The 23761-nt window shown below is 62.4% G+C and carries 21 protein-coding genes, 1 tRNA gene and 1 pseudogene; 8 read left to right on the top strand and 15 right to left on the bottom strand.

What is annotated here, in order from left to right:
* Position 1 precedes the first annotated feature (1 nt).
* Positions 2 to 74: transfer RNA gene (locus V6M90_RS22555), tRNA-Glu, on the bottom strand.
* Positions 75 to 430: 356 nt separating this feature from the next.
* On the opposite strand from V6M90_RS22555, the gene V6M90_RS22550 reads away from it, so the two are divergent.
* Together V6M90_RS22550 and V6M90_RS22545 are read left to right on the top strand one after the other, a co-directional pair.
* On the top strand, positions 431 to 1201 hold the full coding sequence (locus V6M90_RS22550) for a hypothetical protein (protein ID WP_003172859.1): 771 nt from the start codon (positions 431 to 433) through the stop codon (positions 1199 to 1201).
* Positions 1202 to 1335: 134 nt separating this feature from the next.
* The gene (locus V6M90_RS22545; RefSeq protein WP_003172858.1) at positions 1336 to 2154 is read left to right on the top strand and encodes an alpha/beta fold hydrolase; all 819 of its coding nucleotides are present in this window, start codon (positions 1336 to 1338) and stop codon (positions 2152 to 2154) included.
* Between the two features lie 36 nt (positions 2155 to 2190).
* Here the strand turns inward: V6M90_RS22545 and V6M90_RS30260 are convergent, their stop codons facing one another.
* The 4 genes and pseudogenes from V6M90_RS30260 to V6M90_RS22530 form a co-directional block, all read right to left on the bottom strand.
* Complete coding sequence (locus V6M90_RS30260; protein WP_408637331.1) at positions 2191 to 3033, bottom strand: methyl-accepting chemotaxis protein; 843 nt, start codon at positions 3031 to 3033, stop codon at positions 2191 to 2193.
* A 15-nt stretch (positions 3034 to 3048) separates the two neighbouring features.
* A pseudogene (locus tag V6M90_RS30255) lies at positions 3049 to 3276 on the bottom strand (HAMP domain-containing protein); the annotation flags it as partial.
* A gap of 996 nt (positions 3277 to 4272) precedes the next feature.
* Positions 4273 to 5685, bottom strand: coding sequence for an aminotransferase-like domain-containing protein (locus tag V6M90_RS22535; protein ID WP_332847156.1), 1413 nt, complete (start codon positions 5683 to 5685; stop codon positions 4273 to 4275).
* A 195-nt stretch (positions 5686 to 5880) separates the two neighbouring features.
* Entirely contained in the window at positions 5881 to 6642 is a 762-nt protein-coding gene (locus V6M90_RS22530) for an SDR family oxidoreductase (RefSeq protein ID WP_003172854.1), read from the bottom strand.
* 228 nt (positions 6643 to 6870) lie between these two features.
* Between V6M90_RS22530 and V6M90_RS22525 the strand changes: the two genes are divergently transcribed.
* A complete protein-coding gene (locus V6M90_RS22525; protein WP_332847155.1) occupies positions 6871 to 7878 on the top strand; it encodes an NADP-dependent oxidoreductase in 1008 nt (335 codons plus the stop codon).
* Positions 7879 to 7951: 73 nt separating this feature from the next.
* On the opposite strand, the gene pyrF is transcribed toward V6M90_RS22525, so the two are convergent.
* Positions 7952 to 8650: an orotidine-5'-phosphate decarboxylase gene (gene pyrF / locus V6M90_RS22520; protein WP_003172851.1), complete on the bottom strand. Its 699-nt coding sequence runs from the start codon at positions 8648 to 8650 to the stop codon at positions 7952 to 7954.
* A 259-nt stretch (positions 8651 to 8909) separates the two neighbouring features.
* Between pyrF and V6M90_RS22515 the strand changes: the two genes are divergently transcribed.
* Both V6M90_RS22515 and V6M90_RS22510 read left to right on the top strand, forming a co-directional pair.
* Positions 8910 to 9674 carry a response regulator gene (locus tag V6M90_RS22515; RefSeq protein WP_003172850.1) on the top strand — a complete coding sequence of 255 codons (765 nt, stop codon included), beginning with the start codon at positions 8910 to 8912 and terminating at the stop codon, positions 9672 to 9674.
* Entirely contained in the window at positions 9674 to 10711 is a 1038-nt protein-coding gene (locus V6M90_RS22510; RefSeq protein WP_003172849.1) for a sensor histidine kinase, read from the top strand. The genes V6M90_RS22515 and V6M90_RS22510 overlap by 1 nt, the downstream gene beginning before the upstream one ends.
* On the opposite strand, the gene V6M90_RS22505 is transcribed toward V6M90_RS22510, so the two are convergent.
* From V6M90_RS22505 to V6M90_RS22465, 9 genes are all read right to left on the bottom strand, one after another.
* Positions 10708 to 11769 (bottom strand): AI-2E family transporter, encoded by a 1062-nt coding sequence (locus V6M90_RS22505; protein WP_003172848.1) that lies wholly within the window; start codon positions 11767 to 11769, stop codon positions 10708 to 10710. The genes V6M90_RS22510 and V6M90_RS22505 overlap by 4 nt on opposite strands.
* Before the next feature lie 71 nt (positions 11770 to 11840).
* Positions 11841 to 12659, bottom strand: coding sequence for a DUF4892 domain-containing protein (locus tag V6M90_RS22500; RefSeq protein WP_305428901.1), 819 nt, complete (start codon positions 12657 to 12659; stop codon positions 11841 to 11843).
* Positions 12660 to 12761: 102 nt separating this feature from the next.
* A complete protein-coding gene (locus V6M90_RS22495) occupies positions 12762 to 13616 on the bottom strand; it encodes an alpha/beta hydrolase (RefSeq protein ID WP_003172845.1) in 855 nt (284 codons plus the stop codon).
* Positions 13613 to 14416 (bottom strand): alpha/beta fold hydrolase, encoded by an 804-nt coding sequence (locus V6M90_RS22490; protein WP_003172844.1) that lies wholly within the window; start codon positions 14414 to 14416, stop codon positions 13613 to 13615. Before V6M90_RS22490 ends, V6M90_RS22495 begins: the two co-directional genes overlap by 4 nt.
* A 97-nt stretch (positions 14417 to 14513) precedes the next feature.
* Positions 14514 to 14957, bottom strand: a complete 444-nt coding sequence (locus tag V6M90_RS22485; RefSeq protein WP_003172843.1) for a hotdog fold thioesterase — start codon at positions 14955 to 14957, stop codon at positions 14514 to 14516.
* Positions 14958 to 14987: 30 nt separating this feature from the next.
* Positions 14988 to 16637: an AMP-binding protein gene (locus V6M90_RS22480; RefSeq protein WP_332847154.1), complete on the bottom strand. Its 1650-nt coding sequence runs from the start codon at positions 16635 to 16637 to the stop codon at positions 14988 to 14990.
* Between the two features lie 85 nt (positions 16638 to 16722).
* Positions 16723 to 17172, bottom strand: coding sequence for a phosphohistidine phosphatase SixA (sixA, locus tag V6M90_RS22475; RefSeq protein ID WP_332847153.1), 450 nt, complete (start codon positions 17170 to 17172; stop codon positions 16723 to 16725).
* Positions 17169 to 17516, bottom strand: coding sequence for a DUF4389 domain-containing protein (locus V6M90_RS22470; RefSeq protein WP_003172838.1), 348 nt, complete (start codon positions 17514 to 17516; stop codon positions 17169 to 17171). The genes sixA and V6M90_RS22470 overlap by 4 nt, the downstream gene beginning before the upstream one ends.
* Positions 17517 to 17526: 10 nt before the next feature.
* Complete coding sequence (locus tag V6M90_RS22465; protein WP_141063709.1) at positions 17527 to 18552, bottom strand: NAD(P)H-dependent glycerol-3-phosphate dehydrogenase; 1026 nt, start codon at positions 18550 to 18552, stop codon at positions 17527 to 17529.
* Positions 18553 to 18747: 195 nt separating this feature from the next.
* Here V6M90_RS22465 and V6M90_RS22460 point away from each other — a divergent pair, with 195 nt between their 5' ends.
* The 3 genes from V6M90_RS22460 to V6M90_RS22450 are packed head-to-tail and all read left to right on the top strand — an operon-like array spanning position 18748 to position 23697.
* Entirely contained in the window at positions 18748 to 20868 is a 2121-nt protein-coding gene (locus V6M90_RS22460; RefSeq protein ID WP_332847152.1) for a TonB-dependent receptor plug domain-containing protein, read from the top strand.
* A gap of 1 nt (position 20869) precedes the next feature.
* Positions 20870 to 21799, top strand: coding sequence for an ABC transporter substrate-binding protein (locus V6M90_RS22455; RefSeq protein WP_141063711.1), 930 nt, complete (start codon positions 20870 to 20872; stop codon positions 21797 to 21799).
* Complete coding sequence (locus V6M90_RS22450; RefSeq protein WP_332847151.1) at positions 21796 to 23697, top strand: ATP-binding protein; 1902 nt, start codon at positions 21796 to 21798, stop codon at positions 23695 to 23697. The genes V6M90_RS22455 and V6M90_RS22450 overlap by 4 nt, the downstream gene beginning before the upstream one ends.
* The last annotated feature ends 64 nt before the right edge of the window (positions 23698 to 23761 follow it).

Below are 23761 nucleotides of genomic sequence, written 5' to 3'. Positions count from 1 at the left end.
GCGTCCCCTAGGGGACTCGAACCCCTGTTACCGCCGTGAAAGGGCGGTGTCCTAGGCCACTAGACGAAGGGGACACACGTACAACATTCACTCCCTACCGCGTTTCGCTGTGTGCTTTACGCTGTAAGTGGCGCGCATTCTATGGATGGATTGAAAGGTCGTCAACCCCCAAGGATAAATTTATTTAAATCAATGACTTCGCCCCCGTTTACCGGTCCATGAGGGCATTCTGCCTGTCCGGACCCTGGCGCCTATATTCTGGCGCCCGACAAGACGCTATAGTTCACCCAAGCAAATGATGGCAATGTGCATCCATGCAGGGAGGCTACTATAGATAGAAGAAACTACCTGGCAATTGGTCGATCAATCCTATCCGACAGCCAGCGCAGTCACTACACTCCACTGTAAACCCTATAAAGAGGTCACACCGGTGACACCACTCATGATCACCCTGCTGGTAATAGCCGGGATCGCAATACTGATCGCCATTGGCTATATGAACCACGTGGTGGAAAACAACAAGCTGGAAAAGCAGCGCACCGAAATCGAACTTAACGATCGCCTGCGTCGCTGCGGTGAAATCACCGAGACTTTCCCCGGCCAGTTCATGACCCCGACGCTCAAGCTGTTGTTGACCCGCCTGGAGCTCAACGTCAACCAGCGGCTGTCGAACCTGAACAAGACCAATGCTACATACAAAGCGCGCATCACCGAGTTGAGCGCGCTGGTGGCCCAGGGCGAATCCATCCCGGTGAACAACCCACCCGCGCCGATCCAGACCGAAGCCAAGGCCAAGGATGTACGCTTCCTGCTCGAGGCCCTGCATGGCCAGGTCACTCGCGCCGCCCAGGACGGTTTCCTGCCGACCAACGAAGCCAAGCACTGGATCAAGGAAATACGCCATATCCTGGTGCTGCTGCACATCGAGTTCTTCAACAACCTCGGCCAACATGCCTTGCAGCAAGGTCAGCCGGGGCAAGCGCGCCTGGCCTTCGAGCGTGGCGCGCAATACCTGCGCAAACAGCCGGAGCCGGTGCTCTACAGCGCCCAACTGCAGCAGTTGGAAGGCCAACTGGCCCGCGCCAACGCCACGGTACTGGTCAACAGCAAACAGACGATAGACGAGGCCAGCGAACTGACCGAGGGCATGAAGGAAGTCGACGCCGACGCCGAATGGAAAAAGAAAGCCATCTACGACTGATCATGTCATCCGTGGCCTGTCTGGGGTGAGCGGACCCGCGCACCCCAGACAAGATGCCATTACTTTGCCCCTATCCCCTCGCCCCCGACTCGCGTAAAAAAGTGCCCCTCACTCCGTGAAGTTAGAGGCCTGCTATGCCTGTCGCCGTGATTGATGAACAACCGTTGCACTACACCGACCAGGGCACCGGCCCTGTCGTCCTGCTTGGCTCAAGCTACCTGTGGGATCGCGACATGTGGGCGCCGCAGATCACCGCGTTATCGCAAAAATATCGCGTCATCGTGCCCGAGTTGTGGGGCCATGGTGAATCAGGCCCACTGCCTGTATCGACCCGTTCCCTCGACGACCTGGCGCGCCAGACCCTGGCCCTGCTGGACCACCTGGATATCGAACATATCAACCTGGTAGGCCTTTCGGTCGGCGGCATGTGGGGCGCACGCCTGGCGCTGCTGGCGCCTGAGCGGGTCAACAGCCTGGTGCTCATGGACACCTACCTGGGTGCCGAGCCCGAGGCCACGCGCCAGTACTACTTCTCGCTGTTCAACATGATTGAAGACGCCGGCGCCATCCCCGCGCCATTGCTGGATGTGATCGCCCCGATCTTCTTTCGCCCAGGTATCGACCGCGAATCGGCGTTGTATCAGGATTTTCGTCAGGCGCTGCAGGCATTTCCCCGCGAACGTCTGTTGGACAGCATCGTGCCGTTGGGCCGGTTGATCTTCAGCCGCGAGGACATATTGGCGCAGCTGTCGCGCCTGGATGCGGACACCACGCAAGTCATGTGCGGCGAGCAGGACAAACCCCGGCCGCCTGAGGAGTCCCGGGAAATGGCCGAGCTGATCGGTTGCGAGTTGATTCTGATCCCCGAGGCCGGGCACATTTGCGCTCGGGAAAACCCGGACTTCGTCAACGAAGCATTGCTGACCTTCCTCGCCAACAACACCAACACCTGAGCCCCCTCCCCGTTGATCGCCGCACTCAAGCGGCGATTAAAGGCGGAAGTGCCCCACCATGCCCTTGAGCTCGGCCCCCAACTGCGCCAACTCGATGCTCGACGCGGCATTGCCTTGCATGCTCAACGCCGATTGATCGGCACTGGCGCGGATGCTGGTGACGCTGCGGTTGATTTCCTCGGCCACCGAGCTTTGCTCCTCGGCGGCGGCGGCGATCTGCTGGTTCATCTGCTGGATCAACGAGACGGCCGCCGCGATGCTGCCCAAGGCGCTTTCGGTTTCCAGGGCATCACTGACCGCCAGCTTCACCAGTTCGCCGCTCTGTTGAATTTGCTGCACCGACGACTGCGCGGCGCTGCGCAAAGTGCTGACCAGTCGCTCGATTTCTTCGGTCGATTGCTGGGTGCGCTTGGCCAGTGCGCGCACCTCATCGGCCACCACGGCAAAGCCACGCCCCTGCTCGCCCGCACGGGCCGCTTCGATCGCGGCGTTCAACGCCAGCAAGTTGGTCTGCTCCGCCACACTTTTGATGACGCCCAATACCGCGCCAATGTTCTGGATCTCCGCACTCAGGCTGTCGATACTCGTGCTGGCACTGGCACTGGACGTGGCTAACAACTCGATGCGCTGCAAGCTCTGGCGCACCACTTGCTGGCCGCTCTCAACCTTGTCATCGGCGGTCTGCGCGGCTTGCGCGGCCTCTTCGGCGTTGCGCGCGACATCGTGCACAGTGGCCGTCATCTGATTCATTGCCGTGGCCACCTGCTCGGTCTCTTCCTTCTGGCTGCTGACCTCGACGTTGGTTTGCTCGGTGACACTGGACAGCGAATGCGCCGAACTGGCCAATTGCTCGATCCCCGCCTGCAACCCGCTGACCATCTGGCTCAAACCGTTGCCCATCTGTTGCATCGCCTGCATCAACTGGCCGATTTCATCACGGCGGCTGACCTCCATCCTGCCGGTCAAGTCGCCGGCGGCAATCTGTTGCGCTACCGCGATCACGCGGCGCAACGGGGCGACGATCAAGCGCGTGATCACCCAGGCCGCAATCAACCCCACCAACAATGCCAGCGCTGACGAGCCGATGATCAACAACGTGCTTTTCTTCAATTGCGCCTGCATCGACTGGTCTTCTGCGTCATATGCCTGGTTGACCCGGCTGACCACCTCGGCCGCACGGTCATGCAATTGTTTGTAGACCACCTTCTCCTGTGCCAGCAGGCCAGTGTACTCACCGAGCTTCTCGGTGAAGGCGGCGATGTGCCCTGAGACTTCGTTGAGCACCGTCTGGTAGCCAGGATCCTTGACCGCGATTTTCAGTTGCTCGACCTGAGCCAGGGCCTGGTCGGCCTGTTCGATCTTGCCTTGCTCGGCGTCGTCCGCATCGACCTTGCGACTCTGGTCCAGGCGTACATGCGCTTCGTTCATGGCTTGCAGCATCAAGCGCGACACTTGGCTGATCTGCCCGGACTGTTCGATAAACTCGGCGCCCTCCTTGCCCTGGCTTTCCTTGAGGCCATAAGTACCGTCGTCCGACAGGCCGGCCTGCAACACATCGAGGTTATTGGCCACACTGGACACTGACCAACTGGCCATTTCCAGCGCCAGGTCCTTGGTCTGAGTCAGCTCGACAAACTCATCGAACGCCTTGCGGTAGGCGGTCAGGGCCGACTCGACATCCGTCATGACCGGCACGTTGGCGGCGGACTGCGCCTTGAGGCTCGCCGCCAGGGCCGCCAGGGCAGCAACGCTTTCATGCAGCGCGTCGACGGCCTTGGGGTCGGCGTGCAATGCGTAGTCCTGCTCGATCAGTCGCACCTTGAGCAGGCCACTGTTGAGCGACGACATGGCCTTGAGGCCTTCGAAGCGCTGACCAACGGTTTGCAGGGACCACACGCCAATGGCCGCTACCAGCGCGGTCAGCAGCAGCACCAAGGCAAAGCCCAAGCCCAGTTTTATCGCCATACCCAGGTTGGCGAAACGTCGTTGCACGCCCGAAATCATTGCACTTGATCCTCTTGCAATGGCGGATGCCATCAAGCCCGATAGACAAGCAGAGAGATTCGCAACGACCAGGCCATGAGCACAAGCCATTGGCGCCACAATAATGGCAAAAAGCTACATGCCCGTCGTTTTCAGAAAGGTCGAGGTCGATCTGGCGGGCCCCATGGCCCGGAACAACGCCAAGGCCCGTTGATCACCAGCATAGGCCACATTGATGCGCAGCCACTCACTGGTTTCGCCGGTCGGGCTGAATAACGCGCCAGGCGATAACAATACACCCAACCGCCGCGCACACGCCTGCAAGCGCGATTGCTGTCCCGCCGCGGGCCGTGCCCACACAAACATCCCACCGGCGGGGACCGCGAAGACCTCCCATTCTTCGTCCTCCAGTACCTGCAGCGTGGCGGTCATTTCGGCGCTCAGGCGCTTGCGCAGGCGCTGTACCCACTTGCGATAAGTCCCGTTGGCCAGCAACACGGCAACCACCGCTTCGGCAAACCGCGAGGTCCCGAAGCCGGTCAAGGTCTTGAGACCGACCAATTGGGTGATGATCGCCGTGCTTGCGCAAAGGTAGCCCACGCGTAACGCACTGCTCAGTGTCTTGGAAAAACTCGCGACGTAGATCACCCGATCCGCATGAGGCAACGCCGACAGCCGCGTGCAACTGGCATGTTGCAGATCGGCGTAGACATCTTCCTCGATGATCAGGAAGTTCTCGCGGTGCGCCAGCTCCAGCAAGCGCTCGGCCACCGCTCGGCACAGGCTGGTGCCGGTGGGGTTGTGATACAGGCTTTGAGTGAACAGGCATTTGGGATGGTGCGTGTGCAGCAGCGCTTCCAGTGCCGAGATATCCGGGCCACTGCGCGTGCGCGGCACCTCCAGTAAACGAACCCCCTGGAACGCCAATTGGCGATAGAGGTTGCCGTACCCCGGAGTCTCGACTACCACGCTGTCGCCAGGCTTAAGCAACGTACGGATCAACAGGTCCTGGGCATGGCTGGCGCCAGCGGTGGTGAGGATCCGATCCAGGCTGCTGGCGATGTGATTGCGGGTCAAGCGCTTGAGCAATTGCTCGCGCAGTGCCGGCAACCCAAGTGGGGTGCTGTAGTTGAACAGGCCGGCGGTGTCGGTACGGGAGACCTCACGAATCGCGTAGCTGAGGTCATCGCTTTCGCGCCAGGCATCCGGCAACCAGCCACAGCCCAGCTTCAGCTCACCCAGAGGGTTATCGACAAAGGCCCCCCATACCTGCTCCGCACCTTCGTACCAGTGACCTTCATAGGCAGCAGGCGGATGGGCCACGACAAAACCCGCGCCTTGCCTGGGCGCCAGCAGGCCTTGGGCAACCATCCGTTCGAAGGCTTCGATCACGCTGGACTGGCTGAGCAGGTTATCCAGCGCCAACTGGCGAATGGACGGCAAGCGTGTGCCTGGACTCACCCCGCTCTCGCGAATCCACTGCGCCACGGCACTGACGATTTGCTGCACCACCGGTACAAGGGCTTGTCGATCGATCCCTAAATCCATGAGCCACTCACTGTCTGATTTCAACCCGAAGAGTTAAGCACAGAAGCGCGCCACAACCGGTCGCAAAAATCCATTAAATCGTTGATTTAATTGAATTATTTACCTACTGATACAATTCGATCACGGCGTTTTGCCAGCTCTGGAAAAGCCCCACACGCCCCCCTTATGTTTTCGAATACGCGACGGGGCAAGGTCCTAGATAGCCGTCGCGCCGCCGTCCACCGCCAAGGCGTGGCCAGTGGTGAACGCGGCTCCGTCGCTGCACAGGTACAGCACCGCACTGGCGATTTCCTCGACGGTGCCAATACGCCCCACCGGGTGCATGGCGGCAGCGAAGTCGGCCTTGCGTGGATCGGCTTCATAGGCACGGCGGAACATGTCCGTATCGATCACTGCCGGGCAGACGGCGTTGACACGTATTTTCTTTTTCGCATATTCGATAGCCGCCGACTTGGTCAGGCCGATCACGGCATGCTTGGAGGCCGCGTAAATACTCATCTTCGGCGCGGCGCCCAAGCCGGCCACCGAGGCGGTGTTGACGATGGCGCCGCCGCCCTGGGCCAACAGCAGCGGCAACTGGTGCTTCATGCACAGCCACACGCCCTTGACGTTGACCCCCATGATCGCGTCGAACTCATCCAGGCTACCGTCCGCCAACTTGCCCTTCTCGATCTCGATACCGGCGTTATTGAACGCGTAATCCAGGCGCCCATAGGCGGCAATGGTCTGTGCCATCAATTGCTGCACCTGCGCCTCCCGGGTGACATCACAGCGCACGAACAGCGCTTCGCCGCCCGCTTGCCGGATCAACCCAACGGTGCCCTCCCCGCCGGCCACATCCAGGTCGGCGACCACTACTTTCAAACCTTCAGCGGCGAACGCCAGTGCGGTGGCGCGGCCAATACCGGCGGCGGCGCCGGTCACCAGGGCGACCTGGCCGGAAAACGTCATGCTCATGGAGGGGTATCCTATGGGGGAAATAGCCGTTGGCCGAGTCTAGCCAACGCCGGGAATTGCGCGTCAGCACTATCAGAACCACGGTTAGCGCTGCATGAGCCGTAGTGATAACACCCCACGGCGCTGTATCAATGGCGCCTATCGATGGGCATTCGCCCCCTGCACTGGCCTTGCTCCCAAGCCCTCAAAGGTCTATCACTCAAGGTTCATTTCCAAAGAGTCTCTGCCATGACTGCCCAGACCAATCGTCAATTCCTGCTCGCCAAACGCCCGGTCGGCGCGGCCACGCGGGACACCTTCACGTACCAGGAAGTGCCGGTGGGCACGCCGCAGGACGGGCAAGTGCTGGTGCACAATGAATACCTGTCACTCGACCCAGCCATGCGCGGCTGGATGAATGAAGGTAAGTCCTACATACCTCCCGTAGGTATCGGCGAAGTGATGCGCGCGTTGGGCGTGGGAAAAGTGATTGCTTCGAACCATCCGAACTTCGCCGTCGGGGACTACATAAACGGTGCGCTGGGCGTGCAGGACTACTTCGTCGGCGAGCCGCGCGGGTTCTACAAGGTTGATCCAAAACTGGCACCGCTGCCCCGCTACCTCTCCGCATTGGGCATGACCGGCATGACCGCCTACTTCGCCCTGCTGGATACCGGCGCGCCCAAGCCCGGTGAGACCGTGGTGATCTCCGGCGCGGCCGGTGCCGTGGGCAGCATTGCCGGGCAGATCGCCAAGCTCAAGGGCTGCCGTGTGATTGGCATTGCCGGCGGTGCCGACAAATGCAAGTTCCTGGTCGATGAACTGGGCTTCGACGCCGCCATCGACTACAAAAACGAAGACGTACCCGCCGCGCTCAAGCGCGAATGCCCCAAGGGCGTGGATGTGTATTTCGACAACGTTGGTGGCGACATCCTCGACGCCGTACTCAGCCGCCTGGCGTTGAGGGCACGGGTGGTGATTTGCGGCGCCATCAGCCAATACAACAACAAAGAAGCGGTGAAAGGCCCGTCCAACTACTTGTCACTGCTGGTCAATCGCGCGCGGATGGAAGGCTTTGTGGTGATGGATCATGCGGCCAACTTTGCCGCCGCCGGACAGGAAATGGCCGGCTGGATGGCGCAGGGCAAGCTCAAGAGCAAGGAAGATATCGTAGAGGGGCTGGAGACCTTCCCGGAAACGCTGATGAAGCTGTTCAACGGCGAAAACTTCGGCAAGTTGGTGCTCAAGGTCAACTGAACCACCCTGGAACCCCTCAATAGGGGAGCGGGCTTGGCTCGCTCCCCTGTTTTTTACCGCGTATGCGTCAAGGTCAGGCGATCTCGGCCACTACCGCCGCCAACGCCTTGGCCGGATCGGCCGCCTGGCTGATCGGACGGCCGATCACCAGGTAGTCGGAACCCGCGTCCAGTGCCTGGCGCGGGGTCAGGATGCGGCGCTGGTCATCCTGGGCGCTGCCCGCCGGGCGGATCCCCGGAGTGACCAATTGCAGCGACGGGTGAGCGGTCTTCAGCGCCTGGGCTTCCAGGGCCGAGCACACCAGGCCATCGAGGCCGGCTTTCTGTGCCAGGGCGGCCAGGCGCAAGACCTGCTCCTGGGGCTCGATGTCCAGGCCGATAGCGGCCAGGTCTTCGCGCTCCATGCTGGTCAGCACGGTCACACCGATCAACAAAGGTTTAGGGCCACTGCGCTGTTCCAGCACTTCACGGCACGCGCTCATCATGCGCAGGCCGCCGGAGCAGTGCACATTGACCATCCACACGCCCATTTCAGCGGCAGCCTTGACCGCCATGGCCGTGGTGTTGGGGATATCGTGGAACTTGAGGTCGAGGAACACCTCGAAGCCCTTGTCACGCAAGGTGCCGACGATTTCCGCAGCGCAACTGGTGAACAGTTCCTTGCCGACCTTGACCCGGCACAGCGCGGGGTCCAACTGGTCAGCCAGCTTCAGTGCGGCGTCACGGGTGGGGTAATCCAGGGCGACGATGATAGGCGTCTGGCAGACGGTCATTGGCATGGGCTCTCAGGCAAGTCGAAATCGGCGCGGATTGTAGCGCAAGCGGTGCCGTTGCGGGATCCGATGATCGGTAAATACTGACCAACCGCTGTCAGGCGGGTATTTTTTGAAATTATGTCAAAGCCGATACATTCACGACATGCCCCCAACATGCCCCGCCGCTAGCCTCGCTCGCACGACCCACCGACCAGCACTTCCAGCCATGGGGCTGGGCGCCTATGCTGACCGCAACGACCAGGCAGATGATCGCACTATGCATACCCCTTTGGCCCCAGTGAACGACGCACAAAAAGGCGCGGTGATCACCGATGACAAGCGCTGGAACACTCGCGCGCTGATCGTCGATGACGACGTGCCGATCCGCGAACTACTTATCGACTACCTGGCCCGCTTCAATATCCTTGCCATCGGCGTTACCGACGGCGCGGCGATGCGCCTGGCCATGCACGCCGAAGCCTTTGATGTGGTGGTGCTCGACCTGATGCTGCCGGGCGAGGACGGGCTGTCACTGTGCCGCTGGCTGCGCTCGGAGTCGGATATTCCGATCCTGATGCTCACCGCCCGCTGCGAGCCCACCGACCGCATCATCGGCCTGGAGCTGGGCGCCGATGACTACATGTCCAAGCCGTTCGAGCCGCGCGAGCTGGTGGCGCGTATCCAGACGATCCTGCGCCGCGTGCGCGATGACCGCACCGAGCAACGCGCCAACATCCGCTTCGATAATTGGCGCCTCAACAGCGTGCTGCGCCAGCTGGTGGCCGACAATGGCCTGGTGGTGCCGCTGTCCAACGCCGAGTTCCGCCTGCTGTGGGTGTTTATCGAACGTCCGCGCCGGGTGCTGAGCCGCGAGCAATTGCTGGATGCGGCCCGTGGGCGTTCCATCGAAGCGTTCGATCGCAGCATCGACCTGCTCGTCTCGCGCCTGCGCCAGAAACTCGGGGATGACCCCAAGGCACCGCAGTTGATCAAGACCGTGCGCGGCGAAGGCTACTTGTTCGACGCACGGGATATCGGTTGATGCGTGCTCCCTTCAACACACTGTTCGGTCGGTTGTTCGGCGTGTTGCTGGTGGCGATTGTGCTGGCCCATGTGTTGGCGTTCTTCTGGTTTCACCATTACGGGCCCCCACCGCCGCCACCGCAGGAGACTTTTGTGGAGCAGGCGGACGGCACGTGGGTGGCGCAGCACAAGGAGCATCGCCGTCCCTGGTTTGGCGGGCCGGTGGTACCGCTGACGTTCCAGTTCATTTCGCTGATCATCGCCGCCTGGTACGGTGCCAAGTTGCTCAGCCGGCCGATACAGCGCCTGAGTGAAGCCGCCGAGCGCCTGAGCCTGGACCTCGACAGCCCGCCCCTTGACGAGTCAGGACCCCGAGAGGCGCGCCAGGCCGCATCGACCTTCAACCTGATGCAACGCCGGATACGTGAACAAGTCAGCCAGCGCGCGCGCATGCTCGGTGCCGTCTCACACGACCTGCGTACCCCGCTGTCACGCCTCAAGCTGCGCCTGGAACAGATCGAAGACCCGCGATTGCAGGGCCAGATGCGCCAGGACCTGGATGACATGATCGACATGCTCGACGCCACCCTGAGCTACCTGCACGAACAACGCACCAGCGAAACCCTGCAGTGGCTGGACGTGCAGGCGCTGGTGGAGTCCATGAGCGAAAACGCGCAGGACCAAGGCTCGGACGTGCAATTCGCCGGCACTTGCGCCCCACTGCAAGTGCAGCCCATGGCGCTGCGGTCGTGCCTGAACAACCTGATCGACAACGCCCTGCGCTATGCCGGCACGGCGCGTATCGAGTTGACCGACAGCCGCGAGGCCCTGGTAATCCGCGTTATCGACCAGGGTCCCGGGATTGCCGCCGACAAGCGCGAGGCCGTGTTCGAGCCGTTCTATCGGCTTGAAGGTTCGCGCAACCGAAATTCCGGCGGCGTCGGCCTGGGCATGACCATTTCCAAAGACGCAGTGGAACGTCTCGGTGGCCGCCTGCGCCTGGAAGAGACACCGGGCGGCGGCTTGACCGCGGTGATGTGGTTGCCCAGGGCTTAAAGAGGCTTGTCTTCGGGGCGCCTCGGCGCGTGGGTCGCGCTCCAATCCATCAGCAGGCTGTACGCCACCGCCAGCAGAGTCGGGCCGATAAACAAGCCGATAAAGCCAAAGGCGATCAAACCGCCGAACACCCCGAGCAACACGATCACCAGCGGCAGGTTGCCGCCACGGCTGATCAGGTACGGCTTGAGCACGTTGTCCACGCCACTGATGATGAAAGTGCCCCACACGCCCAGGAACACGGCATAGGTGTAATCGCCCTTCCATGCCAGCCAGGCCGTGGCCGGGATCCACACCAGCGGCGGCCCCATGGGAATCAGGCTGAGCAGGAAGGTAACGATCCCCAGCACCAGCGCGCCCGGCACACCGGCGATCAGGAAGCCGATCAGCGCCAGCACCGCTTGGGCGGCAGCGGTGCCGATCACGCCGTTGACCACCCGTTGCACCGTACCGGCCACCAGTTCGATGTAGTAACCGGCGCGGTCACCGATCAGGCGCTCCAACAGCCGGTGCACAAACATCGCCAAGCGTGGGCCATCGCGATAGAAAAAGAACACGAATACCAGGCTCAGGGTCAGCTCAAGGATGCCGCCGCCGATCTGCGCACTGCGCGCCAGCAACCAGTTGCCCACCTGCCCCAGGTACGGCTTGATACTGACCATCAGCGCCGCGCCCTGCTGGTCGATGCTGTTCCACATGCCGACCAGGCGCTCCCCCACAAACGGGATCGACCCCAGCCAGGTTGGCGCCTCGGGCAGGCCGTCGACCTGAATATCCTTGATCAATGCCACGGCGTCGCGCACATGGTCCGCCAGATTGAACCCCAGCCACACCAGCGGCACTGCCACCAGCAACATCCAGCCCAGGGTCAGGATGCCGGCCGCCAACGATTCACGACCGCCCAGCCAGCGCGTCAGCAGCACCATCAGCGGCCAGCTGGCAAACGCAAGGACAGCGCCCCAGAACAGCGCCGACCAGAACGGCGCCATCACCCAGAAGCTGGCACCAAACAGCACCAGCAGCAGGATTTGCACCAGCAGGCGATCGTTATTGAGCATGGGGTCTCTCGAGAAGAAGTCCGTAGGAAGAAAGCTTAGGCGAACGGCGCGGGTCCGTTCGCCTGGGATCGTCAGCGTATCAGATGCAGGTGCAGGCCTTTGCTTTCACCGGTGCCGGTTTCCAGTCGCGCGGCGCGTACGCCGTTGTCGACCAGGGCCTGGCGCCAGGCTTCGGCGTTCGGCCCGGTCAGGCTGACGCGTAATGTGGTGTCGAGGTTCAAGCCACGTGAAATCAAGGTGAGCCAGGTGACGTCAGGCTCGGCGCCCAGTGCCGGGAAGTCCAGTTCACCGGTGCTTTTCAACTCGCGCAACAGGGTCGCCGAGGTGGGCAGCAGATCGCCCAGCGGCGCACTGGCGTCCATTTGTTCAACATGCAGGTAGGCGCGTCGGTTACCGCGTGTAATGCCATACAGAGCGATCAGGGAATTGGCCTGTGGCTCGGCCAGGCGCAGCAGCAGGTATTCCTGCTGTCCATCGGCACCGACCAGCTTGGCGTTGCCGAACACTTCGTTGGCCCACAAGCTGCTCTCGCCGCAATCGCGGGCCTTGCACCAGAACAACAATTGCGCGCCGTTGGCCTGCAACGCCTCGCGGGTGGCGGTAAACGCCGCGCTCGAGCTGTGTTCGGCGGGCATCTCGTAGGTGATTGCGGTGGTCTGGCCGCGCGCGGTGGCCTGGCCTTCATAACGCAACTGGCCGCTGATCTTGCGAATCGCGCCCATGGGGTAGATGCGTTCTTTTTCTTCAGCGGGGCGGTAATCGACGATTTGCGCATCGACCTGACGGGCCACGGTGGGCAGGTCCTGGCTACCGGGTACATCGGCGGCAAACACCAGAGGGCTGAGAAGGCTCAGCCCGAGGACACGGATACATCCGTTACGCACGCTCATAAGATCAACGCGCCTTGGCCATCGGAGGTCGCAGCGGTGTTGAGATCGTTCATGGTTGACTCCCTTTCAATCCGCCCAGCCTCGGCAGTTGACCGCGCCAAGTCAAGGCGCGGAGAAGAACCGATTGAAACAGTCTGCAACAAGGATCGCGCCAGGCTCGTCGTTCAGGTGCAAATGATGGCCACCCGGCAGCGTCGTCACGGTAAAGGGTAGCTGAGAAAGCAATTCGGGATGTTTCGCCAGCATCCCGTCGGCAGCCACCACCAACTGCGTAGGGCAACCCACTCGTCGCACGAAGGCCATGGCTTGTTCATCGGTCAGACGCATCGGCGACGCCAGGGTCAAGCGGCTGTCGGTACGCCAGGTGTAACCACCCGCCACCGGCATCAAACCGCGCTGGGCCAGCAGTTCGGCGGCTTCGCGGCTGACCGCCACCAAGCCTTTCATGCGCGCTTCGACCGCACGATCCAGGGTGCTGTAGACCGGCTTGCGCTTGTCCCGCAGGTTCAATTGCGCCTGCAAGGCCATGCCCAGACGCTCGGCAGCGTTGTCACCACTGGCAGTGGGCGGGATGACGCCGTCGATCAAACCCAGGTGCGTCACGCGTTCCGGTAATGCCCCTGCCAACACCAAGGACACGATGGCACCGAGGGAGTGGCCAAGTAATGCAAAACGTTTCCAGCCCAGTTGCTCGGCCACTTGCAGCACGTCAAAGACGTAATCCCACAAGGCGTACCCGGCACCCGCAGGCCGATGCGCCGAATGCCCATGCCCGGCCATGTCCAGCGCGACGATGCGCAATCCCTGCAGTTTCGGCGCCAGGCGCGCAAAGCTGTTGGCGTTGTCCAGCCAACCATGCAGGGCGATCACCGGCAAGCCGTCTTCAGGGCCGAACAGGTGGGCGGCCAATTCGATATGCGCCAGGCTCAGGCGGACTTCTTCGACCGGCGTGCTCATGCGCAACTGCGCTCGCGGGCCTGCCAGCGGGCGAACAGGTTCTTGATTAAGGCCGCAGTGTCCTGGGGGCGTTCAAGCGGGAACATATGCCCGCCGGGCATGGTGAGCATTTCCCCCATGGGCAGACGGACGACGCCGCTGGCATGGTGACGCATCACCACCCGGCTCTGGCGACCGCGCACCACCGCCAGCGGCACCTTCAGCTGGCGCACCTGGCCGGGGCTGGTATGGGGCACGCCTCGGTAGATACTGATTTCGGTGGCCGGATCGAAGCGCAAACGCAGACGGTCGCCCGCCTGGTACAAGCCATGTTGCAGGTAGGCTTCGAAACAGTCCGGGTCGAAACCACGAAACAGGGTCTTGCCGGCAAAGTAGCTGCGCGCAGCGTCCAGGTCGCTGAATTCTTCCCGACGGCCCAGGGTGCGCCCGGCCGGCGTCAGGCGGTCGATGAAGCCCAGGCGCTTGGCAGCGCGGATCACCCAGCGGTCGGCACGGGTCAGCACCGGCGAGTCGAGCATCACCACGCCGCGATACAACTGCGGGCAACGCAGGGCCGCGTGCAGATGCAACACGCCGCCCAGGGAATGGCCCACGCCCCACACCGGTTCCGGCTGCTGCTGTAGATGGTGGATCAACTCGTCCACCAGGTTCTGCCAGTTATCGTCCACCGGAAACCTGGGGTCGTGGCCATGCTGCGGCAAGTGGGCGACCGTGTACTGCGGCGACAACGCGGCAAACAACTTGCCGTAGGTGGCCGAAGGGAAGCCATTGGCGTGGGCGAAAAACACAGGCTGCGACATACCGGACCCATCACTGAAAACAGAAGTGAATTGTCACCATGCCGGGTCGATGCAGCAATGACTGTAACTGCCAGGAATGATGACACTCACGCCACACCTATCGCGCCGGCGGGTTCTCGCCCAGAGGCACCACGGCCATGGTCAGGCGCGAGACACAGCTGGCCTTGCCATCCTCGCTGGTCAGGCGGATGTCCCACACCTGGGTGGTGCGGCCGATATGGATCGCCCTGGCCACTGCCGTCACCCGCCCGCTGCGCACGCCGCGCAGGTGGTTGGCGTTGACTTCCAGCCCCACGCAATAGAATTTGCTGGTGTCGACGCACAGGTAGGCCGCCATGGAGCCGAGGCTCTCGGCCAGCACCACCGAGGCGCCGCCGTGCAGCAGACCGTAGGGCTGATGGGTGCGATGGTCGACCGGCATGCTCGCGGTCAGGGATTCGTCGTCAAAGCTCTCGAAGCGAATATCCAGCAATTCACCAATGGTGTTTTTCTGGACGGCGTTGAGTTGTTCGATATTCGGTTGGGTGCGCCACAGGCTCATGCGATTGTCCTTATTAATTTTATTACGCCCCTAATCCTGCCACACAACCGCCTCGGAACGCTCGCTCCAGGCCTGAAAATATCGGCCGTAGGTCGACTCGATCACGTTGCGGCGGATTTTCAGGGTCGGCGTGAGGAAGCCGTTTTCCACCGCCCAGCTGTCTTTGACCACCACCAGTCGGCGCAGGCGCTCATGCTTGTCCAGCGTCTGGTTGACCTGTTCCAGCCAGCGCTCAAGGCTACTGCGCGATGCTTGCCGATCGTGCTCCAGCGCCGACAGCACGCACAAGCCGATCGGCGCGGGAAGGCCATCGCCGACCACGCACACCTGTTCGATGCGCGCATGTTCGGCCAGGCGATTTTCGATCGGCGCCGGGGCCACATATTTGCCTTTGCTGGTCTTGAAGATCTCCTTGAGCCGTCCGGTCAGGCGCAGGCGGCCGTCAGCATCCTGCTCGCCTTTGTCACCCGTGCGCAGGAAACCATCGGCAGTGAGTGTCTCAGCGGTTTTTTGCGGGTCTTTGAAATAGCCAAGCATGGTCGCGTCGCTGCGCACCAGTACTTCACCCGACGGCTCGATCCGCACCTCGACGCCCGGGCATGGCTGGCCGATCCAACCGATTTTCTGCGCGCCAGGGCGGCACACGTGGGAGTAACCGCAGCTCTCGGTCATGCCGTACACCTCAAGCACGTCCAGGCCCAGGCGCCAATACCAGTGCAGCAGTGCTTGCGGCACCGGCGCCGCGCCAGACAGCGCAATACGCAACGCATCCAGGCCCAAGCCGACAAGCACCTTGTGGCCCACGCGCTTGCCGATAAACGGCAGGCGCAGCAAGGTGTCGAGGCGCTTCTGCGGGATCTTGGCGTAGACCCCCATCTGGAATTTGGTCCAGATGCGCGGCACGCCAAACAGCGCGGTCGGCCGCGCCCGGCGCAAGTCCGTCAGGAAGGTGTCCAGGCTCTCGGCGAAAAACACGGTTTGCCCGGTATAGATCGAGGCCATCTCCACGAACATCCGTTCCGCCACGTGGCACAGCGGCAGATACGACAGCAAGCGGTCGTCCTCCCCCAGGCCAAACAACTCAGCGCCGTGGGTGGCGGCGAAACCCAGGGCACCGAAACTGTGCATCACGCCTTTTGGCAGGCCGGTGGTGCCGGAGGTATAGATGATGGTTGCCAGGTCGGCGGCCGCAGGCGCGGGGTTGTCCTGGATCGCTGAACAAGCCTGCAGGTCGGCCCAGGTGAAGTCGAACGCGCCCGCCGGGCACAATGGCAGGCTGATGGTCGGCACGCCGTCAGGTACGCCTGGGGCCATGGCGGGCCAATCGTCGAGCTTGCCGACAAACACCAGCGCCGCCTCGCAATGCCTGAGTACATGGGCGACCGAGTCAGCGGTGAGGTTGGGGTAAAGCGGCACCGAGACATGCCCGGCCATCCAGATCGCCAGGTCGGCGATGATCCAGTGCGCACAGTTTTTCGAGATCAGGGCAATAGGCGAGCCCTGGGGCAACCCCTGAGCGCGCAGCCAGTTCGCCGCGCAACGGGCCTGGCGGCCGACATCCGCCCAGCCAAGGTGTTGCACCTCGCCCCCGCCCACCGGCTGGACCAGAAAGGTCTGGCGCGGGTGGCGCGCCTCTCGCTCGAAAAAAACCTGCAACGGCAAACGAACAGCGACGGGCATGGGACGCGCTCCTGTGTGGTCCGACCATAGCCAACCAAGCACTTGCTTGGTTGACTGTATAGCACACACAAAGCCGCGACATCGATTATGGGTTTTTCACACTCACCAGGCTCATCAGCCCTGCCAGCGGGAAGTCGCCTTCCAGCTCCGCCAGGCTGGCGGTGGACATCGGTTGCGGTTGGCGCTGATGACCATGCTGCAGAAAGCTGATCAGGTTGCCGACCAATGGTTGATGGCTGACCAGCAGCACATTGTCATCGGTGTCGAGCTTTTCCAGCACCTGCACTGGGTTGCCTTCCGGGGTCAGCCACGGCACGGTGCGGATCTGAGCTTCAAAACCCAGGGCTTCGCGCACCAGTTGCGCAGTCTGCTGCGCCCGTACGTAGGGGCTGGCAATGATGGCGCTCAGCGGCTGGCCGATCAGGTGCGCCGCGCTGCGTAACACGTCGCCACGGCCATGCTCGGTGAGGTTGCGTTCGGCATCCGTACGGGCATGCCCTTCGGCCTCACCGTGACGCAGTATCCACAGCTTCACAGTTTTGGCTCTTCATCGCGCACCGGATGCGGCGCCGGCGGCACGCTGTGAGCGGCTTCGCCCTCGGGCGCGCGCGGGGTTGGCCAATCGGCGAACGGCCAAGGCTTTTGCTCGCTGTGGAAACTGCCGAAGCGGCCGATCTGTGCAAGGAACTGGCTGAGGCTGTCGCCAAAGTTCATCAGGCCCAGGTTCGGCGCACCGTAGACCAGGCGGTAGATCAATTGCACCACGACCAGCGCGCCAAGAAGGAACTGCGCCACTTGCCACACCAGGGCAAACACCAGCATCCAGAGGACGCGCAGCACAATGGACTCGTACTTGGGAGCTGCTTTCGGATCGTTCATGACGCGTTCCTCAGTTGAAACCACTGGTGGAAATAAAGTCGACGTCGGTTTTCGGCTCGGCCCGCATCAGCAGTTCGATGACCTGGTCCAGCGTGCGTCCTTCAAACAGGATCGCGTGCAGCCCGGCGACCAGCGGCATGTACACGCCGACTTCCTGCGCTTTGGCCTTGAGCACCTTGAGCGTGTTGACCCCTTCGGCTACCTCGCCCAGGCGCGTCACCGCATCGTCCAGGCTCAAGCCCTGGCCGAGGGCGAACCCGACCTGATAGTTGCGGCTTTTGGGCGACGAGCAGGTGACGATCAAGTCGCCCACGCCCGCCAGCCCCAGGAACGTCATGGGATTGGCGCCCTGGTTCACCGCGAAGCGGGTCATTTCCGCCAAGGCGCGGGTGATCAGCATGCTCTTGGTGTTTTCGCCCATGCCCAACGCCACCGCCATGCCGGCGATGATCGCGTAGACGTTCTTGAGCGCGCCGCCCAGTTCGACGCCAAAGCGATCGCCACTGGCATATACACGGAAGGTGCGACCATGCAGCACCGCCTGGACGCGCTCGCACAAGGCCTCGTCTTCACTGGCGACCACGGTGGCGGTCAGCGCGTGTTCGGCCACTTCCCGCGCCAGATTAGGCCCCGACAGCACGCCAATGCGTGCCTGGGGAGCGATCTCTTCAAGGATTTCGCTCATCAACTTGAAGGTCTGCGCCTCGATGCCCTTGGTCAGGCTGACCAGCATTTTGCCCGCCAGGCGCTCAGCGTGAGGCGCCAATACCGAGCGCAAGGCGCTGGACGGCAGCGCGACAAAGCACAAGTCGCAATCGGTCAGGGTGGTTTGCAGGTCGGTGACCGGCTCGACCGCCGGATGAATCTTGATGCCTTTAAGGTAACGAGGGTTTTCCCGATGCACGCGGATGGCCTCGGCTTGTTCGGGATCACGCATCCACTGGCGTACCGGGCGACCGTTCTCGGCCAGCAGGTTAGCCACGGCGGTACCAAAACTTCCGCCTCCCAGGACCGCAATAGGGCGCTGTTCAGTCATATGCAATCCGTTAATCCATACCAGTGGCGATGGCCGCATTATACGGAGCGGCCCGCTTGCGGCCAGCCCCTGTGTCAATTCGTGCGTCTGTCGGAAAATGCCATGCCTGTGTGAACTAATTGCGAGGGCGCTGACTGGCAAATAACCCCGCCTCGGTTAACATGGGCGGCTATCCGTCATTATCAAGGCCGTGTCGTGTATCTGGGCCCTCCTCCCCGTTCATCCCTGTTGCTGATGCTGCTCTGCAGTGGCGCCGCGCTGGCCGACGATTTGTTCCTCGACAGCCAGCCACTGCCCCAGGTATTGACCGCCACGCGCCTCAAGCAATCGGCCGCCGCCGTGCCCGGCAGCATGACCGTGATCGACAGCGAATTGATCAAGGCCAGCGGCGCGCGGGACATCAGCGAGCTGCTGCGCCTGGTACCGGGGATGATGGTGGGCTACACCACCGGCAACCAGGCCGCGGTGAACTACCACGGCACCAGCGCCAGCGATGCGCGGCGCATGCAGGTATTGATCGATGGCCGCTCGGTGTATCGCGCGGGCCTGGCCACGGTGGACTGGAGCGATATCCCGGTGGCCATGGAAGATATCGAGCGCATCGAGGTCTTCCGTGGCCCCAACACCGTCAGCTACGGCGCCAATGCGCTGATGGCGGTAGTGAATATTCTGACGCGCTCACCGGCCAACAGCCACGGATCGCGGGTCAAGGTCATTCGCGGCGAACGGGGGATCAACGACGTCTATGCCAGCCAGGGCGTGGGCTGGGAAACTGGTGATTTGCGCTTGTCGCTGTCCGGGCAACAGGACGATGGCTTTGACAGCGATACGACCGGTGCCGACCGGCGTGACAGTCGCCGTATCAGCCGCTTCAGCCTGGCGGTCAGCCAGGCGCTGAACGAGCAGCAAAGTATCGACTGGCAACTGGACGCCAAGGAAGGCACTAATCAACGTCCTTATACGTACATCCCTGTATTCGCCGGGATTACCGAAGCCGGCGACAATTCCGATGTCGCTGCCAAGGACTACGCCGGCTCACTGCGCTGGAACTTCGACTTCAACCCCGAACACAGCCTGTATATCCAGGGCTCGGCCCAGCAATGGGATCGCCGGCAAACCTGGAAAGCCTGCGACGCCAAGGTCTCGTTCAGCCCCGAGCTGACCCAGTTGTGGCAGCTCAACCCCAATTACGCCGAACGGCTGGCGCGGCACATGGACACCTACAGCCAGGGCACCGCGCCTCCCGGCAGCGCCGCCGAGCAGGTCCTGGCCAACCAGGTGCTGGACCAATGGCGCAACGGTGCCAACCAGAGCGTGTGCGGCGACATCGATCAAAGCACCCGCGAAAGCCGCTATGACCTGGAGATCCAGGACACTCTCAGCCTCTCCGACAGCCTGCGCCTGGTCAGCGGCATGAACTACCGCTATGACCGCGCCGATTCCGACACCTACTTCAACGGCACCCTGGACGACACCACCTGGCGCCTGTTCGGCCAATTGGAATGGCGCGCCAGCGAACATTGGCTGTTGCAGGGCGGCGCCATGTATGAAGACACGCACTTGAGCGGGAACTCGCTGACGCCACGGGTCGCGGTCAACTACCTGATCAACCCGCGCCACGGCCTGCGCGCGGTGTACTCCGAGGCGATCCGCTCACCGGACATGTTCGAGAACAACGTCAACTGGAGTTACCGCGTCAACCGCCTCAGCTCGCCGACCTATGGGCAGGATTCCGGGCAGTATTTCGTGAAGACACGCGGCCCGGGCAACCTCGACAAAGAACTGATGCGCTCGCGGGAGTTGGGTTACAACGGGTTCTTTGCCGACAACGGGCTGAACCTGGACGTGAAACTGTTCTACGACGAAATCACCGACATGATCAGCTCACCGCTGCGCAACAACCAATACATCGCCAGCAACGCCAACAGTTCGCGGTTTACCGGCGTCGAGTCGCAAGCGGACTGGCGCGTGAGCAACACCGACCGCCTGCGCCTGACCTACGCTTACGTCGACGCCACCGCCAGCAACCCGCTGGACAAAGCGCAGACGGCGCGCAACAGTGGCTCGGCCGGATGGTTGCGCGAATGGGGCCAGGGCTGGTCCAGCGCACTGTTCTACTATGGCGACGACGCGCTCAACGACTATCGCTTCGAACGCGTCGACCTGCGGGTGGCCAAGCGTATCGCCCTGGGCAAAGCCAATGTGGAACTGGCCGGCATGCTGCAACAACGCCTGGATGACCAGCCCACCACCTGGGCGGATAACAACTACGACCATCGCCATGTGCTCTACTTCAGCGCGGAGTTAGAGTTCTGACATGGGCGCCTCGTCACGGATGACCGTCTTCTTTATCTATCGGCTTTGGCGCTGCAGTGTGCTGCTGGCCGGCCTGCTGCTGATCGCGCCTGCGTGGAGCGCCGACATCCTGCTGACCGCCGCCGAAGACGGTGAGGGGGTGCGAGCGTTTACCCAGGCCCTGGCCAATCAACGTCCCGAAGACCGCGTCACCTTCACGCCCCTCAAAAACCTGCCGACACCCAGCCGACTGCCGGCCACTACACGCCTGATCCTGCTGGACTTGCCGGGCCTGGACTGGCGCCTGCAAGAGACCCAGGGCCCGCCCACCCTGGTCATGCGCATCAGCCGGCTGCAAGGCCATCAACACCTGGGCAGCGCGCCGCATGCACAGGTCAGCCTGTTATGGAGCGACCCGCCGCTTGCGCGGCAATTGCACCTGATCGCCAGCATCCTGCCGCAGGCACGACGCATCGGCGTGCTCTACGGCACCGAGAGTGAATTCCTGCTGCCGGAGTTGCGCCGGCACGCAGCGGCGCTGGAGCTGGAAATCGTGCCGCAGCGCTGGGACAACACCAACGACAGCCGTCCGTTGCAGAATCTGTTCAGGAACAGTGACGTGCTGCTCGGTCTTGACGACGCGCAGCTGTACAACCCGAAAACCGCGAAAAACCTGTTACTGAGCAGCTACGCCCAGCAACTGCCGCTGGTGGGCCCCAACGCCGGCTTCGTCAAGGCCGGCAGCCTCGCCAGTACCTACAGCGACCAGGCCGACTGGCTGGCGGTGCTTGACCGCTTGCTGGACCAACCCCCGGCCACCTGGCCGCGCGCGCTGTACCCGGAACACTTCAAAGTCGTGGGCAACCCGCAGGTCGCGCGCTCACTGGGCATCGAACAGGTCAACGAAACCAGCGTCGCCGCCCGCCTGGCCGAAGGAGAAAAACGCCCATGACCTTGCGTCGTCGTTGGGACATCAACACCCGCACCCAGCTCATCACCCTGGGCCCGGCACTGCTGCTGACGTTGCTGTTGATCAGCTTCTTTACCTTCGTGCGTATCCAGGACCTGCGCCAGGAACTGGACCACACCGGCCAACTGATCGCCAACCAACTGGCACCCGCCACCGAATACGGGGTGATCTCCGGCAACAACGATGTGCTCGAAAGCCTGCTGCGCGCCACCCTGGCCACGCCCCATGTGCGTTTCCTGGAGATCCAGGACAGCACCGAAAACATACTGGTCTACGTCGAACAGCCGTCGGACAAACACGACCGTTCATTGTCGGTGAAGGTGTTCCAGGCGCCGATTCGCCTGCAGCATATCCAGCTGGGTAATGACTTTTTCCAGGACAACCTCAGCGAACCCAAGGCACCGCGTGCCGACTATCTGGGCCGGGTGATCGTCGGCATGTCCAATGACGCGTTCAGCCAACGCCAGCAGGAGATCCTGTTCAAGGCCGGGATCCTCGCGTTGTTCGCCCTGTTGTTTACCTTCCTGCTGGCCCGACGCCTGGCGGCCAGCCTGTCGCAACCGATCAGCGCCATGGGCCACGCGGTCAAGGCCATCCAGAAAGGCGAATACAAAACGGCGCTGCCGATCGTGGATGACTCGGAGCTGGGCGACCTGTCGCGGCATATCAACAACCTTGCCGAAGGCCTCAACCAGGCCAGCCGCGAACAGCAGCAGGCCATGGCCCAGTTGATCCAGACCCGCGAAGAGGCCGAGCGCGCCAACAACGCCAAGTCGGACTTCCTGGCCATGATGAGCCATGAACTGCGCACCCCGATGAACGGCGTGCTGGGCATGTTGCAGTTGCTCGAAACCACCGAGATGACCGAGGAGCAGACCGAATATGCGGCCCTGGCCTCCGAGTCCACCGAGCATTTGCTCAAGGTGATCAACGACATCCTCGACTTCTCGCGCATCGAACGCGCAGCCCTGGAACTGGAACATATTCCGTTCAACCTGGCCGACCTGATCAACAGCTGCGCCCAGGCGTTCCAGCACAGCGCCCAGCAGCGCGGACTGACGCTCACGCTGGGGGTTGCGCAGGGCTTGGAAGCGCTAAAGGTTCAGGGCGATCCGACGCGTATCCGACAGATCCTGGTGAACCTGATCGGCAACGCGCTCAAATTCACCGAGCACGGCACGGTCAGCGTCGAGTCTGATTGGCAGCCCCTTGACCATGAGCTGGTGTGGTTCACCTGCATCGTGCGCGACAGCGGTATCGGTATTTCCACTGAGCGCCTGGAGCGGATGTTCGATGCGTTCCAGCAAGCCGACAGTTCCATTTCAAGACGTTACGGCGGCACCGGCCTGGGCCTGCCCATCGCACGCACCCTGGCCGAGCGCATGGGCGGCACCCTGCGCGCCGAGAGCGAAGAAGGTCTTGGTTCGGTGTTTACCCTGCAAATCCCGCTGGCCATCGACCAGCACAGCCTTCCGGCAGTCGCCGCCGACGCTGGCGGCAAAACCGGCGCGGGGGATGGCCGCCATGTGTTGTTGGTGGAAGACAACCCGGTCAACCGTACGGTGGTCGAGGCCATGCTGCGCAGCCTGGGGTTTGAAGTGAGCCTGGCCACCGACGGCGCCGAAGCGATCCGCAGCGCCGAGAGCCTGATCTTTACGGCAATCCTGATGGATTGCCGACTGCCCCTGATCGATGGCTACGAGGCCACGCGACAGATTCGCCAGCTGCCGGGATGCGCCGACCTGCCGATCATCGCGCTGACCGCCAATGCCTTGCAGGGCGACCGGGAAGCTTGCCTGGCAGCGGGAATGAACGATTACCTGGCCAAGCCGTTCAAACGCACCGATTTGCAGCAAATCCTGCAGCGCTGGGTGCAATAGCTCCGGGCCATTATGCCAACTGTGACTGGCGTGAAAGGCGAAAGTGCGGCAGTCTTAGGCACCC

Source organism: Pseudomonas lactucae (assembly GCF_036688725.1).
In the GTDB taxonomy this organism is placed as follows: Bacteria; Pseudomonadota; Gammaproteobacteria; order Pseudomonadales; family Pseudomonadaceae; genus Aquipseudomonas; species Aquipseudomonas lactucae.
The sequence above is the reverse complement of the archived record's forward strand: the minus strand, read 5'-3'. Positions and strand labels throughout refer to the sequence as shown.

Excerpts from the sequence above, each read along its gene's own strand:
- V6M90_RS22545 (WP_003172858.1), top strand. The coding sequence starts at position 1,336 with ATGCCTGTCGCCGTGATTGATGAACAACCGTTGCACTACACCGACCAG.
- V6M90_RS30260 (WP_408637331.1), bottom strand. The coding sequence starts at position 3,033 with ATGGTCAGCGGGTTGCAGGCGGGGATCGAGCAATTGGCCAGTTCGGCG.
- V6M90_RS22535 (WP_332847156.1), bottom strand. The coding sequence starts at position 5,685 with ATGGATTTAGGGATCGATCGACAAGCCCTTGTACCGGTGGTGCAGCAA.
- V6M90_RS22530 (WP_003172854.1), bottom strand. The coding sequence starts at position 6,642 with ATGAGCATGACGTTTTCCGGCCAGGTCGCCCTGGTGACCGGCGCCGCC.
- V6M90_RS22525 (WP_332847155.1), top strand. The coding sequence starts at position 6,871 with ATGACTGCCCAGACCAATCGTCAATTCCTGCTCGCCAAACGCCCGGTC.
- pyrF (WP_003172851.1), bottom strand. The coding sequence starts at position 8,650 with ATGACCGTCTGCCAGACGCCTATCATCGTCGCCCTGGATTACCCCACC.
- V6M90_RS22515 (WP_003172850.1), top strand. The coding sequence starts at position 8,910 with ATGCATACCCCTTTGGCCCCAGTGAACGACGCACAAAAAGGCGCGGTG.
- V6M90_RS22510 (WP_003172849.1), top strand. The coding sequence starts at position 9,674 with ATGCGTGCTCCCTTCAACACACTGTTCGGTCGGTTGTTCGGCGTGTTG.
- V6M90_RS22505 (WP_003172848.1), bottom strand. The coding sequence starts at position 11,769 with ATGCTCAATAACGATCGCCTGCTGGTGCAAATCCTGCTGCTGGTGCTG.
- V6M90_RS22500 (WP_305428901.1), bottom strand. The coding sequence starts at position 12,659 with ATGAGCGTGCGTAACGGATGTATCCGTGTCCTCGGGCTGAGCCTTCTC.
- V6M90_RS22495 (WP_003172845.1), bottom strand. The coding sequence starts at position 13,616 with ATGAGCACGCCGGTCGAAGAAGTCCGCCTGAGCCTGGCGCATATCGAA.
- V6M90_RS22490 (WP_003172844.1), bottom strand. The coding sequence starts at position 14,416 with ATGTCGCAGCCTGTGTTTTTCGCCCACGCCAATGGCTTCCCTTCGGCC.
- V6M90_RS22485 (WP_003172843.1), bottom strand. The coding sequence starts at position 14,957 with ATGAGCCTGTGGCGCACCCAACCGAATATCGAACAACTCAACGCCGTC.
- V6M90_RS22480 (WP_332847154.1), bottom strand. The coding sequence starts at position 16,637 with ATGCCCGTCGCTGTTCGTTTGCCGTTGCAGGTTTTTTTCGAGCGAGAG.
- V6M90_RS22470 (WP_003172838.1), bottom strand. The coding sequence starts at position 17,516 with ATGAACGATCCGAAAGCAGCTCCCAAGTACGAGTCCATTGTGCTGCGC.
- V6M90_RS22465 (WP_141063709.1), bottom strand. The coding sequence starts at position 18,552 with ATGACTGAACAGCGCCCTATTGCGGTCCTGGGAGGCGGAAGTTTTGGT.
- V6M90_RS22455 (WP_141063711.1), top strand. The coding sequence starts at position 20,870 with ATGGGCGCCTCGTCACGGATGACCGTCTTCTTTATCTATCGGCTTTGG.
- V6M90_RS22450 (WP_332847151.1), top strand. The coding sequence starts at position 21,796 with ATGACCTTGCGTCGTCGTTGGGACATCAACACCCGCACCCAGCTCATC.